Here is a 13884-nt window from a genome sequence, read left to right as displayed (position 1 = left end):
GTGGGGTGTGGGGTGTGGGGGAAGAACTGCCGCGAGCATTGATATTTCCCAGAAATGCCGTGGTTTCGTCGGCCCAAAGAATGACTCGTCCGCCATCTCCAGTTTCAATCGCATCGGCGAAAATGTTCGTATTGCCATCCACGAGCGTCACTCGCGCGTTGGGAATCGTCCCCAAGCCCTGGAAATCGCCCCCAATGAAAATCCCTCCACCCCCATCACTCCCAGATACATCCAACGTTGCATCCAACACGGCCACTTGATTTCCCAACACCTGAATCGTTGAAGCATTCCCATTTGCCCTCAACTGACCACTGGCAATGGTGGTTCCCGCTTTCGGATCGATTTCCACATCCGACCCCACCAAACTCACCGTTCCATCATCATTAACGGCAATTTGACTTGCATGAGATAAATCCTCTCCCCCTGCCAGCAGTTGCGGTAGAGATAATGGGGTAAAATCCTCACTGCCAATCCCCGCTTCCGCCACGTCTAAACTCAAGACGTTCCCGGTTGCACTCAAACGGACAATACTTTCTCCTTCCACTGCCATCAGGGTAATATTCCCATCTACCGCACTCAGGGTTCCCGTATTCACAACGCTGCCGCCAAATAAACCCAGGTTTTGCCCGGACTCAACGGCTAAATTCCCTTCATTGACGATGCTTCCGGGATTCACTGTGGCAAATGCCAACCCATCGGGATTTCCCATCAAACTCGACCAGGAGTTTTCCCCAAATACATCCAACTCATTCTCGCCAAATCCAATCCCTGTCGCAGTGGTGGCGGTAAAATCTCCCCCGACGTTCAAACTCGCACTCGAACCAAAGACAATCCCGGCGGGGTTGATGAGGAATAAGTTTGAGTCACCCCCAGTAACTTGCAATAAACCGTTGATATAACTAGCATCACCACCGACGACGCGACCGAGGATATTCTCGATATTGGGGTTAGAGAGAAAGTTGGCAATTTGCCCTTCACTCAAACCAAACCGCTCGAAACTATGGAAAAGGTTAGCTCCATCTCCGGAGAGTTGCCCGCCATGAATATCGAGAGTATCACCTTCTGGGGTGACAACGGTTCCGGTGCCATCGTTGGCTGGAGTAATCGATTGTGCTAGTGCGATTGGGGCGATCGATATCGCGATCGTAGAGAGAAGAAAGGAACTTTTGACCCAAGAATTTTTTAAGGAATTGAAGAACATCGGACTCATCGATTCGGGAGTAGTTTGGGCGGAAAATTGGCGACTTAAATCAATTACCAGTGCCGCTTTCTAAGCAAAAAAAGTAACAACAATAAGAAGTTAACTTAAGTCAAAATTGCAGTGAGATGACCCAATCTTCTTGCGAGTGAAATGCGAGTTACAATGGTCCGTTGTTACCGGTCTTCGGAAGCCATCGTAGAAAAGTTTATGAAAACTTTATTTTCGCATCCCTCGATTTGCGATTAATCTTAAACGGTGGATTGCGATTTTACTAGCATAGGATAGCAAAAAATAATTTTTATTACCTAGATTAAAACAAAAAAATCGAAATCTTATTGAATGAGTAAAAAATTTAAGAAACTAACATGAAACTGTCGCTCCGTTTTTGATTTTCTGAGATAAAGAACAATCCCTCAAATTTCTGTCACATCAGTGAAGCACTCGCCAGTGACGAGCGACGCTTGCCCCTCCATCCAACACGGATTTTGGCTGTTGCGTCAGTCCATCGCTCCAGTTCAGACCAAATCTCGATCGAGAAGGCGACAACCCCAACGCGATCTGCTTTTTGGGCGATCGCTCCTCTCGCCAAGCTTTAAACGCTCACATTTGGTCAGGATAAGGGTTTTACGGTTCGAAAAGTATCGGGTGAAGTGGGGTATAGGGGACCAGATGTGCTTACAAGGGAATGCTTTTCATAACTGATGAGATCGAGCATTAAAATTCAACGAAATTTCGAGGGTTTTTCTCCCCCAGCTCCCCCAGCTCCCCCAGCTCATATCCGTACAACCCCGGTGAGGAAAACTGCCCACCCTACAAATTTATTCCAGGAGTTAATATTTTTGAAAACCGCTGTAACTTATGACTGATAGCAGTTCACGCTGGTATCATGACACGTTATAGTTTTTGGGGCATGGGGAATAGAGAATGGGCATTTGTAAAAGGTTAGAACTGCCCTACACCCCACACCCCACACCCCACATCCCTTACCAAGGGCTACCGATGGTGGTAAACGCCGACCAATAATAGGGATGGGAGAGATTGGTATTCTCCAAATGAGCCAGTTCTGGCGGGAGGGGAATGCTGCCGCGCAACCCGGAACCGCGCAATTCACCAGCCTCAACGCTGACGTGGCCGCGAATCATGGCAATTTGTGCTTGGCGCAAGGCTTCAGCCTTAATCTGCGAATCGGTCAAGTGGCTGTAAAACTCCGTCATCAGCGCCAAAGTCCCCTCATCGCTGACGTACCACAAACTTGCCATCGCCGATTTCACACCCGCAGCCACTGCCAACCCGGCAAAGCCCAATTCTGCCTGGGGATCTCCCACAGCGGTTTTGCAAGCTGAAAGTACCAGGAGTTCCACCGCTGGGTTATTCCAGCCCAACAGCCGCAACTCATCCAGGCGCAACTTCTCATCCCACAGTTGAATATAGGAATTGCTCGGATCGCCCGATTGAAATTCTCCGTGAGTGGCTAAATGGACGATCGGGTAGGGAAATTCCTGGCGTTCGGCGACGAGGTTGTTGCGAGTAAAGCTTTCGTTGAGAAATGCCTCTCCCTGCCAAATGTGCTGGGTAATTGCAGACAGTTCCACGGGAACCGCAGGCAGGGGATTGAGATCGGTAAACGTACTTGCCCCCATGCCCAATGCTTGGGTATTCTGCAATGCCCGATAGCGGGTATCGATGAGGCTGAGGCTGGGAATCATACTGAAGCTGTATTGTTCCACTAAAAATTGCTTGCCATCGTGCAACGCTGCGATGGGTAAGGCGCGCAATCCCTCATCCATAGAAAACAGCAGGGTATCGGTTTGAGCAACGGTGAGTTCGTCTTTGAGGGGGGCAATCAACCATTGATAGAGTTGTCCGGCACTTTTGAGGTAGCGATCGGAATTTCGAAAGTGAGGGTGGGTGATGTTGCGGTGCAGTTGCCGCGCGGTGGCGAGGACTTCTTCTTCCCCTACATCGGGCACCACTTGACGAACGGGAACACCTTCGGGGGTAAACAATACCAGTTCGATTTGGTTGGGCAATAGGGTAACGTAAACCACCGCTGACTGGTTACCGGTTTGGGCGGCAATTTTACGCAAGGCTTCTTTGGCATTTTCTACCCCACCGGATTCGTCGTCACTGTCTTTACCGAAGTAGTCGGTATACTCATCGGTACGCTGGCGATCGAGATCGGCCAGTTCTGCAGTACTAATGGCAACGCTATTGTTATTGAGAACGTTGAAGTTATTCGTCCGGGCGAAGGTCTCGAAAGATCCTCCCATCTTTTGGGCGATCGCAAAATCGAGACCATCTCCATTGCGGCGATCGACATTGCTTGAATTGCCGTCGTTGTTTGTATTGGACTCCTCTTGGAGAACGTTCCGAGCGATATTTAAAGCAGAAGCGGGGTCTACCGGAATCGCCCCCAAAGGTCGATCGCCAAAGTTCGGGCTAATGCCATTGGATTCGTCAGATTCGATCGCACCGGTTAAAGGGTCGATCGCATTGCTATCTGCCTCATTTACACCGTTGAGAATGCCGTTAATCAGGATGTCGCCGTCCGTTGTCAAAGTTCCTGTATTAATCTCCCCTTCGCGACTGTTGAGGGTAATATCTCCGCTGCCTAACGCACCTTGAGTAATGATATTCCCGGTATTGATATCGCCCCTGGCATCCAAGCCGATATCTCCGGAGGTTCCCGTTTCGGCGAGGCTGGCAATATTTCCAGTGGTGATGCTGCCATTTTCACTGGTGAGGGTAATATCGCCGCTATCTCCCCCGGCGATCGAATTAATATCTCCGGTGGTAATGTCTTCTCCGGCATTGAGAGTAATATCGCCGCTATCTCCCCCGGCGATCGAATTAATATCGCCAGTGTTAGCATCTCCCCCAGCGTTGACGTTGATATCGCCGCTGTCTCCGGTTTGAGTTTGGGAGGTAATATCCCCAGTATTGGCATCATCCCCGGCATTGATGTTGATATCGCCGCTATCGCCATTTTGAGTCTCAGAAGTGATATCTCCGGTATTGGCATCTCCCCCAGCATCGACATCAATATCGCCGCTATCGCCGTTCTGAGTCTCGGTGGTAATCTCCTCTGCAATCAGGTTGCCATCAGCATCGACGCTAATATCTCCCGATCCGGTAATCCCGATCGAATTCAGGTTTCCAGTATGCACGTCATCGCCATCGATCGAAATCGTCCCACTCACGCCACTGGTGGTTTCCGTGGTGATATTTCCCGTTTCGATCGTCCCGTCACCAATCGTTGTCAGACGGATATCCCCACTATCGAGGGCACTGAAGGTGGCAATGTCCCCAGCGGTAATGTTGTTAAACGCCGTCACGTCGATGTCGCCTCCCGCGCCGCCATTGGATTCGGTGCGGATATTGCCCGTAGTGACGGAACTGGCAGCGGTGATACTGCTTTGCAGGGTGATATCTCCCCCATCACCGTTGGCATCGGTAAAGGTATCCAAGTTGCCGGTGGTGATGCTGCCGTTGCTGCTGGTAGCGCTGAGGCTACCTCCTTGTCCGATATTGGAGTTGGAGAGGATATTGGCGGTGGAAATATTGCCCGTGGCGTTCAAGGTGACGTTCCCCGCCTGTCCTGCGGTAGAAACGGTAGTTAAATCCCCCGTCGTACTGAGGGTTCCGCCGCTGGTAATACCGATATTACCCCCCTCCTGGGTTCCTTCAGTCTCAATTGCCCCGGTGGCAACATTTCCCGCTGCATTTACTTGGACGCTACCACCAACAGCGCGTCTCCTCTCATCTTCGGAAAAACTAGTCAGCTGACCGTTGCGGGTATCAATACTACCGCCAGTGCTGATAATGGTAATGTCTCCAGCTTGACCGATGTCATCAAATGGATCGCCAGAGAACGGTCGAGCGTTTGGATCTTGGACTCGGGTGTCGATATCTCCCGTGGTAATGTTCCCGGCGGCATTTAAGGAGACCTCTCCAGCATTTCCTCGTAGGGAACGAGCATTTAAGCGGCCAGCAGTTGTATCGATCGCCCCGGTACTATTGAGGGAAATATTTCCACTTCCAGCGTCGTCAGAGGCAGTGCTAATGTTACCCGTGGCAATATTGCCCGCAGCAGTAATCGATATGTCGCCTCCCCCCACGTCACCAGAGGCATCCAGGCTACCGGCGCGGGTATTGATGCTGCCGCCGGTACTGTCGAGAACAATGTTGCCTTTATCGAGACTCCCGTTGTTATTAGAGTAGGCATCGATATCGCCGGTATTGATGTCCTCAATTGCGGTAAGCTGAATCTGACCCCCCGCATCTGTGCTGGACTTGCTTTCTAGGGTTCTTCCGGTGGTGTCGATCGTCCCGCCACTATTGAAAATGATATCTCCGCTGGGTTCATGATTACCTCCACCGGAAGAGGCAATAATATCTCCAGTAGCCGTAATATCCCCAGCAGCAGTCACTTGAATATTGCCTGCAAGACCGCTGAATGCAAAGCTGCTCAGGGTTCCAGTTTGAATGTTACCGCCGGTACTTTCGAGGGTAATGTTGCCGGAATTGAGGATGTTGGGGGGATCGTAGTGACTCGTATCGATACTTTCGCTAATGGTAATGTCGCCCAAGGCAGTCAGAACGACATCGCCTTCGGGTTGAGTTTCGATTCCGGCAAGATTCCCGGTGACACCGCCAATGGTAATCCCTTGAGTGGGGGAGTCGAGGAATACTTCCGTGGCGCTGGCTTCGAGGGTGTTGGCAGCAATGCGCAGGGGGGCGGATGCAGTACCGACACTGCCTGCGGAACTCATCAGCTCGATCGAACCGGCACTGAGGAGAGAATTGGTATCGGGTTGCAGAATAGCCCCAGAAGTCTCGATCGAAAATGCCCCAGAGGTATTGGCATTCGCCAGTTCGATATTACCGACGGTTCCCGCATTCCCCACGCTCAGGGCGATCGTGCCGCTACCCGCATCGAGTGTGGTTCCGGGGGCGGCAAAAATTCCCCCAATCCCCGCTTGGCGAAGTCCCGCTGCCGCATCGACATCGTTGGCGCTGAGAAAGATATTACCGTTGCCTCCAGAGGTATCGATATCGGCATTGAGGAAAATGCTGCGTCCTGCTTTCACATCCAGGGTGGAAATCGTCGAAGAAACGATAGCCTCATTGAGGGTAATGTCGTTGTAGGCTTGCAACACCACCGAACCGCCACGGGAGTTTACGGTATCGGCATCGGCGGTGGCATCCGCGTTCGGACTGCCCCCAAACAGCGCGTCCGTTCCCCCGTCGGCGAGGGTAATATTATTTTTGATGGCGCTTCCCCCGGCACTAACGCTACCACCAGTGGAGGTAATCACCACCGAACCGCTCGTTCCTCCAGCCGAAGTGTCGGTGGTATCTGCGTTGTAAGACCCCGTGGAAATATCGCCACTGGCGGTGAGGGCAATATCGCCGCCATCTCCTTGGAACGATGTGGCATCGAGGGTACTGGTGCTAATTCCGCCGTTACTCGTCGTTAGAGAAATCGGTCCGCCATCCCCGGTGCCATCCGCAGAAGTGGTAATTGAGAAGGTGGAGATATCCCCAGCGGTTTGGATCTCGATCGCCCCGCCATTTTGACTGCTAGAAGCCGAACTGGAGTCGATCGAACCGACATTTGCCCCACCACCGCTACTGACGATCGAAACTTGCCCCCCCGCAGCATTGTCGGAACTTGCATCGATATTCCCAGTGACGATATCGCCAGTTGCGATCGCCGCGATATTTCCAGTAGCCGAACCCCCCGCACTTTCAAGGGTTGTCGTGGTAATGCTGCCTTCGGTTGCACCCAGAGTAATATTGCCCCCCGTATTCCCGGCTGTGGTGATATCGCTTGCCGCGAGATTGCCGTCGGTGGTGATTAGGGCAATGTTGCCGCCACTATTGCTACCGGATGCATCGACGGTTTGGGCTTGAATGCTGTTGCCCGAAATTTGGACATCCCCGGCATCACCCCCACTGGTATCGATCGTTCCGTTTGCCGTTACTGCGCCGTTGGCTGCCGTTACAGTTACCGCACCGCCCGTCTCTTGACCGGAGGTATCAATGCCGTTAACCGTGACGCGAGTACCGGAAAGAACGACGGTTCCGCCATTGTTGGAATCGCGGCCGAAGGCATAGGTACTCGTATCGATCGAACCTGCAGAAATCGCCCCATCACTTTCAATATTAATGCTGCCACCCTGCCGCGAACTCGTCGCATCGATACTGCCAATGGAAATATCGCCATCAGCAGTAAAATCGATCGCCCCAGCGCGATCGAGTGAACGGACACTTTCAGCAGCGCTCAAATTCAACGAACCCGTCGTAATCCCCCCATTCGTGGCACTGAGGGTAATATCCCCACCGCTTAGATAAAAGCTACTGGTGTTGAGGGCATCCGTTGTAATATCCCCGTTGCTTGCCGTGAGGGTAATGTCACCGCCACGTTCAAAAGACGACATATCCGAAGAGGTATCGATCGAACCAATTTCGACACTCGCGCCGGAGATCGTCACATCCCGACTTTCAGCCTGAATCCCTCGTCCGGAACCGAGGAACGAACCGACATTGTTGCCATCGGAGTCTGCAGTAAACTCGATCGCACCGCCTCCCGGAGTAAAAGTGAGGGAGGTGTCTAAAGTAATATTATTCGTCGCCTCGAGAATGACGTTCCCGGTTTGATTTTCCAGAGTTGCGGCGTTAATCGTAATATCCTCTCCGTCGAAATCGGACGCAAAGATATCCGGCAGTGCGGCATCCACCCCTGTCGTACTAGCACCGCTGGAAATGGTAATGTTGGCTGGATCGAGCAGCAGCGTTCCCAAATTACCATTCATTGCACTCACATCCACCAAACCCTCAAAAATCAGGTTTTGTTTACCCGATACTTCCACAAAACCGCCATGGGAGGGTGTGGCCGAAGAACTACCGCGAGCACTGATATTACCCAAAAATGCGGTAGTTTCATCGGCCCAGAGAATCACTCGTCCGCCATCTCCACTCTCAATGGCATCGGTCAAAATATTGGTATTCCCATCAACCAATGTCACTCGCGCGTTGGGAATCGTCCCCAGACCTTGGAAATCTCCTCCAATAAAAATATTGCCACCACCATCGGTTCCCGAAACATCCAACGTTGCATCCAACACGGCCACTTCGCTGCCCAACACCTGAATCTCAGAGGTGTCTCCATTTGCCCTCAACTGGCCACTGGCAATCGCAGTTCCCGCCTCCGGGTCGATTTTTACCTCAGACCCGACCAAACTCACCGTCCCATCGCCATTCACCGCCACTTGACTCGCATGGGATAAATCCTCTCCCCCTGCCAGCAGTTGCGGCAGAGATAGCGGCGTGAAATCCTCTTCTCCAATTCCCGTTTCGGCGACATCTAAACTCAAAACGTTCCCCGCCGCACTCAAACGGACAATACTTTCTCCTTCCACCGCACTCAGAGTCAGATTTCCATCCTGAGTGGTGAGGGTTCCGCTATTAACAACCGTGCCCCCAAATAAACCCAAGTTCTGCCCAGACTCAACCGCTAGATTCCCTTCATTGACGATGCTTCCCGGATTCGCCGTGGCAAAGGCAAAGGCCGTAGGATTCCCCATCAAACTCGACCAGGAATTTTCCCCAAATACATCCAACCAAGCATCGCCAAATCCAATCCCCGTAGCAGTGGTGGCGGTAAAATCTCCTGCAACGTTTAAACTCGCACTCGCACCGAAGACAATCCCGGCTGGGTTAATCAGAAATAGGTTGGAATCTCCCCCAGTAACTTGCAATAAACCGTTGATATAACTAGCATCACCACCAACCACTCTTCCGAGGATATTTTCGATATTGGAATTCGAGAGAAAGTTGGCGATTTGCCCTTCACTCAGACCAAACTGCTCGAAACTGTGGAAAAGGTTAACGCCATCGTCGGAGAGTTGACCGCCATGGATATCGATGCGATCGCCTTCTGAATCGATCTGAGTTCCGGTGCCATCTTGGGCGGGAATAATCGATTGTGCCAGTGCCGTTGGGGCGATCGCAACGAGAACCAGGGGCAGGACAAATGAGCCTTGGGCTAAGGGAGTTGCCAGGGTTTTGAATAACATTTTTCTAATTGGGATCGAGGGATCGTCACAACAACGATGCCCATCTGAGATGAAATGGGCATTCTGTGGTTATGTTTGGAGAAACAGCGATCGAAAACTGACAAAAATTGGATTCGAGCGTGTCGGGAGATGACTGAATAATGATTAACTTCTTATCATTGATTCTTAAATATTGTTTTGACGCTCGTCAAAAAGTAGATGCTTATTTGAGGTGAAGTTAATTGATTTATCTTGAGGATTCGTATCTATTATTATAATTCGCGTCAACATAGAACGCCATTTTCTTTAGCGGTTTATGTAAATTTTAATTAGTGATATCGATTGCAAAATATAGCAAGACACTATGTTAATGCTGTTTTGCACAAGACGATTTCCGGTTAAGATTGGAAAAGAATCCATTTTTCATTTCCTATCGAGTGACTGTAGCGAGTCTTTTAGCTTCCCTTTTAATCGATTTATCGATCGCCAAAACAAAAGAATTTAAAAGATTTAAAATATCTCTTTGAAATGAAAAATTGTTAGAATTTATGTCAATTTTTTATATGTTTTTCCGAATAGCGCCATGTGCAACTTTTTCTGAAGTCTTGAATTTCCGTCGCTTGAGCGACCCTGAATTTAAACGATCCAGTCAATCGGTCCGAAATTTCAAGGGTTTCAGACTTTAAGTTGCACATCGCGTTAATACTCTGTCAGAAAAGCTGTCTCGAACCGGATATAAATTGCCGTGCCAAATCTCCTCAGCGTTCGATCGAGAAGCCGAGCCGATCGCCATCTTGGCACTTTTGCTTGAAGAGAAGCGTTGATTCTCTGAGTAGTTCGTCTCGGCGATCGTTAATTTGCTGTCTGAGTTGCTCGGGCAGATTTTCGGCTTGTTCTTCCAAAAATTCCTCGAGAACATCGGGATTGTTTCGAGCTTCTTGAAGCATGGCAACAACCTCATCCGGAAGCTCATCATTTTGCAAAGCTTCCTCAAGTTGGGCTTCGTCTGCAAGCAATGCATTGATTTGCTCGAGGAGAACACGTTTGCGCTCTTGGACTTGCTCCTGGAAGTTTTCGCTTTGGAGTTGTTCTTCAAGCTGTACTTGTGCTTCTCGAGCTTGTTGGTGAATAGCCTCAATTCTCCATTCGAGTCTCATGCAAGTATCGATGTGGCTGACAGGGGTGGGTGTGAGTAGCCCGAAAACGAGTCCAGCGTTAACGATTATCATCAAATTTTTGCGAGTGAGAGTGGGGAACACTTCTTGCTTACAACTTTAACCTCTTCCCCCTTCATCCATAGAAAATAATAGGGTATCGGTGGCGGCAGCATCTGTATAAAAATTGATTTCAAGCGAATGTAGCGTCGGAAAAAATTTTTCCATTCCTCACTAATGTGTAACAAAAAAGGCGCAAACTGCTATATCTCTCAACGAACCTGAATTCACATGACCCAGACAACATCCTGGCACTCTCACCCAGCTCAATTGGATTTATCGTCCGATCGCGTTCAGATTTGGCAAGTCCAACTCAACTCGCAACCCGTCGAGGTTTTGCGGGGGTGGCTTTCCCCAGACGAATGTCAAAGAGCCGATCGATTCGTTCGTCCCATCGATCGCCATTCATTTATCGCCGCTCGCGGTATTCTCCGCAGCCTCCTGGGCGGCTATCTCCACCAGCCGCCAGAAAGCATCGAGTTCGGATATGCCGAGCGAGGCAAACCGTTCCTCGCGGGTGACTCCCATTCCCTGGAGTTCAATCTCTCTCATGCTGGGGGAATTGCCCTCTACGCCTTTGCTCGCCATCGTCGGGTGGGCATTGATGTCGAATCGTTTCGGGAGCTTGACATTTTGCCCTTAGCCGAACGTTTTTTTAGCGATCGCGAATACCGTCAGTTATGCAATTATCCCCCCGAAGCGCAACCCGCAGCCTTTTTTAGCCTGTGGACGGCGAAAGAAGCACTGCTCAAAGCGACGGGGGAAGGATTGCTGGGATTGTCTGGGGTGGAAATCGCTCTGGATACCGATAATTTGATACCGTCGATCGCAATGATGACTTCTTCAACCTCTGCGTGGTATTTGCAATCCCTCGAAGTCGGTACTGGCTATCAAGGGGCGGTGGCCATCGAAGGGGAACGATGCCCTATCGATTGTTACTGGTATCGATCGAAGGTCAGTTCGAGTTCAGGATAGTTGAAAGTTGGGCGGGCGGATGTGGATTCGAGTTATGAGTAGAAGAACACCGAAACACCGGAATAGGAAATGGAATTTGGGTGTACCTCACAAGGTACGAGAATTGCAATAGATCGGTGAGAACCGCTATATTGCAATTTTTTAACAGAGGCTGACGGTCAAACACCATTTTTCCGTGCTTTACTGTAAACAAGTATGTCTTAGTTTTAACTTTAGTTGCGATTAATAGCATCAGAAAACCGAGATGGTAAGTTGAAATGACTAAAATACCGATACTTCAATTCACCAACTCGTCGCTAAAATGTATAACAAAAAAACCGATAAAGACCCATTAGTTGTTGCTGTGACTGCGGGGTTGGGTGCTGGCGTTGTCACCTCATTTGCTGTGGCCCAAGGTCAAAATCCGCTAGTGGCACTCGCGATTACAGTCTTTGCTGCCCTCGTCGGTTTACTCTGCGATCGCATGGGTTGGGTATAGCCCCCTCTTAGAAATAAAGTCTTGCGACCCTATTTTCCTTCTCACTCGTTTCCCTTGATTTGACTCTTTTAGTCAGGTATTCAAGCCCGTTCAATTATTTGTTTAAACCCTCTTCTTAAAAAACGATTAAAAATTTAGGGTGTAAACTCAGTTTATGGTTTGCATCCCATTTTTATAGGCTGAGACTCAGTGTCAGAATTCTACCGTTTTCTCGAGCGATAACCGATTAACCTAGATTATTCACCCAATGCTCAAATCTCGCTCGCGAGCGAACCTCACAAAACACACTGTCGATCGAGCTGTTTGTCGGGTAAGTTGCGAACTGGCGTGTCAGGCAAGGATATGGGGGATTCTCGTTGAATCTGATGAATAACGATCGGCGAACTGACCCCAAATTATCTCGATCTCAACCCCAATCGGTGACGATCTCCCTTCAATGAAGTTACCCATGGGGAGAGTTTGGTAAAATCCGCTAGGTCGCTGCAACAATTTGTATTAATCTGAAGAGAGTAGAATTAGACGCAATCCTGTGTCGATCGAGTTAATACTGGCTCAGAAACCAGCTCGAACGGCGTGATATGTAAGAGTTAAATCTGCCCTTGACCCAGAAGATGCGAGATGAGTGAAACGGATACCCCCACCCCTTCATCGGAGGGAGAAGATCTCGAGGAGGTCGAGTCCTTCGAGGCGATGGATATTGAAGCAAGAGAAGGAACCTCTCGAGAGTCGAACACCCCAAACCCAGCTCGAGAACGACCTCAAGAATTAAAACCCGATAACCTTGCCGATGCGATCGCCATCATCCATCAACTGCGGCAGGATAAACGCCAATTGCAAGAGCGCGTTTGGGATTTAGAAGCCACGCTCAACCGCATCGAACACGGACCAGACACCCCCCAACTCGTATCGCACGCCACCTCAGAAATACTCGATGGCGATGCGGCACGGCGACAGCAATCTTTAGTGGAAACGATTCGGGCAAAATTGCAAACGTGCGAGCACCAAATGGCTCGGATGGAGCGAGAATTTGCCCTCACCCAGCAGCGCTATAACGAACAGACATATCAACTTCAGCAAAGCGAACAAACCTGCGAGGAACTGCGATCGCGCCTCAACCGCCAGCAACGCTACACCCTTCAGTTTAAAGCCGCCCTCGAAAAGTGTTTGGAAGAAGTAGAAATTCGCAATGGTAATTTGGTCACGGCGAACACTGCTGAATCGGTCGAGCCGATGTATTTTGCGCCCGCTCAACCCGTCGAACCTTGGTCGATGAATGGGATGGAAGTCGATGCTGCTCTCGAAGAAGCGACCAATGTAGAGAACATAGAGGAAATCTCAGAAGAGATCGCGACTTCTGCGGAGTCGGCGACCATTCCTGTTGAATCTTACCCTGTCGACTCTCAAGAATCTCACCTTGACACCCTAGAGCAAGCAATACTGGACGATGGAGGAGAGGAAGATGAAGAGAATCTAGAGGGCGCAACCGACGAAAACGCCAAGATTTCTGAAACCGAAACCGCCCCGACATCGCCGCCAGAACCCAAACCCATCCCCATCCCCGAAGCATCGGTTTTGCCACCCGAACTCCCCAATCGGAAACGCCAACCCCTTTCTAAGGTCGATTTACCCAAATTTCCTCGCCTGAACGAGTAGCGATCGTGCCATCGAACGAAAAAATCTCCGATCGCGCTCGAAAATCCGATCCAAAAACGTCCGGAGGAGGTGGGACAGGCCACGGACATAGAAATGGTAGATGCACCCCGACCTCCCCGGCCCGAATAGGCTGGGGTTTTTATTTTGTTAATGTCAGTTTTGGATATAGCTAAGCGCATGGCGCTTAGGACAAACAGCACAGAGCAGCATCAACAGCTTCGCGCAAGGTTTTTCCTGACTCAATTAGCCGTCGGGCGATTGATTTCATTCGCGCCCACCAACGCTCAATGGGGTTGAGATCCG

At 50.2% G+C, this 13884-nt stretch carries 6 protein-coding genes; 3 read left to right on the top strand and 3 right to left on the bottom strand.

Going from position 1 to position 13884, the window contains the following annotated elements:
• The 3 genes from AC2215_RS24440 to AC2215_RS24430 all read right to left on the bottom strand — a co-directional run.
• Positions 1-1210, bottom strand: a 1210-nt coding sequence (locus tag AC2215_RS24440) for a two-partner secretion domain-containing protein (protein ID WP_486812635.1), incomplete at its 3' end; no start/stop codon positions are given.
• Positions 1211-2184: 974 nt separating this feature from the next.
• On the bottom strand, positions 2185-9282 hold the full coding sequence (locus AC2215_RS24435) for a CHAT domain-containing protein (protein WP_486812634.1): 7098 nt from the start codon (positions 9280-9282) through the stop codon (positions 2185-2187).
• A gap of 737 nt (positions 9283-10019) precedes the next feature.
• Positions 10020-10490: a hypothetical protein gene (locus tag AC2215_RS24430; protein WP_486812633.1), complete on the bottom strand. Its 471-nt coding sequence runs from the start codon at positions 10488-10490 to the stop codon at positions 10020-10022.
• A gap of 216 nt (positions 10491-10706) precedes the next feature.
• On the opposite strand from AC2215_RS24430, the gene AC2215_RS24425 reads away from it, so the two are divergent.
• The 3 genes from AC2215_RS24425 (at position 10707) to AC2215_RS24415 (ending at position 13581) form a co-directional block, all read left to right on the top strand.
• Positions 10707-11450, top strand: a complete 744-nt coding sequence (locus tag AC2215_RS24425; RefSeq protein WP_486812632.1) for a 4'-phosphopantetheinyl transferase family protein — start codon at positions 10707-10709, stop codon at positions 11448-11450.
• Positions 11451-11751: 301 nt separating this feature from the next.
• On the top strand, positions 11752-11928 hold the full coding sequence (locus AC2215_RS24420) for a hypothetical protein (RefSeq protein WP_486812631.1): 177 nt from the start codon (positions 11752-11754) through the stop codon (positions 11926-11928).
• 618 nt (positions 11929-12546) lie between these two features.
• Positions 12547-13581, top strand: coding sequence for a hypothetical protein (locus tag AC2215_RS24415; RefSeq protein ID WP_486812630.1), 1035 nt, complete (start codon positions 12547-12549; stop codon positions 13579-13581).
• Positions 13582-13884 lie beyond the last annotated feature (303 nt).

It is taken from the genome of Zarconia sp. (genome assembly GCF_057467645.1).
Note: the sequence above shows the minus strand (reverse complement) of the source record. Positions and strands in the feature narration are given on the sequence as shown.

What these genes read in the sequence shown, in the direction of transcription:
- AC2215_RS24435 (WP_486812634.1), bottom strand. Translation starts at nt 9,282, where the DNA reads ATGTTATTCAAAACCCTGGCAACTCCCTTAGCCCAAGGCTCATTTGTC.
- AC2215_RS24430 (WP_486812633.1), bottom strand. Translation starts at nt 10,490, where the DNA reads ATGATAATCGTTAACGCTGGACTCGTTTTCGGGCTACTCACACCCACC.
- AC2215_RS24425 (WP_486812632.1), top strand. Translation starts at nt 10,707, where the DNA reads ATGACCCAGACAACATCCTGGCACTCTCACCCAGCTCAATTGGATTTA.
- AC2215_RS24420 (WP_486812631.1), top strand. Translation starts at nt 11,752, where the DNA reads ATGTATAACAAAAAAACCGATAAAGACCCATTAGTTGTTGCTGTGACT.
- AC2215_RS24415 (WP_486812630.1), top strand. Translation starts at nt 12,547, where the DNA reads ATGAGTGAAACGGATACCCCCACCCCTTCATCGGAGGGAGAAGATCTC.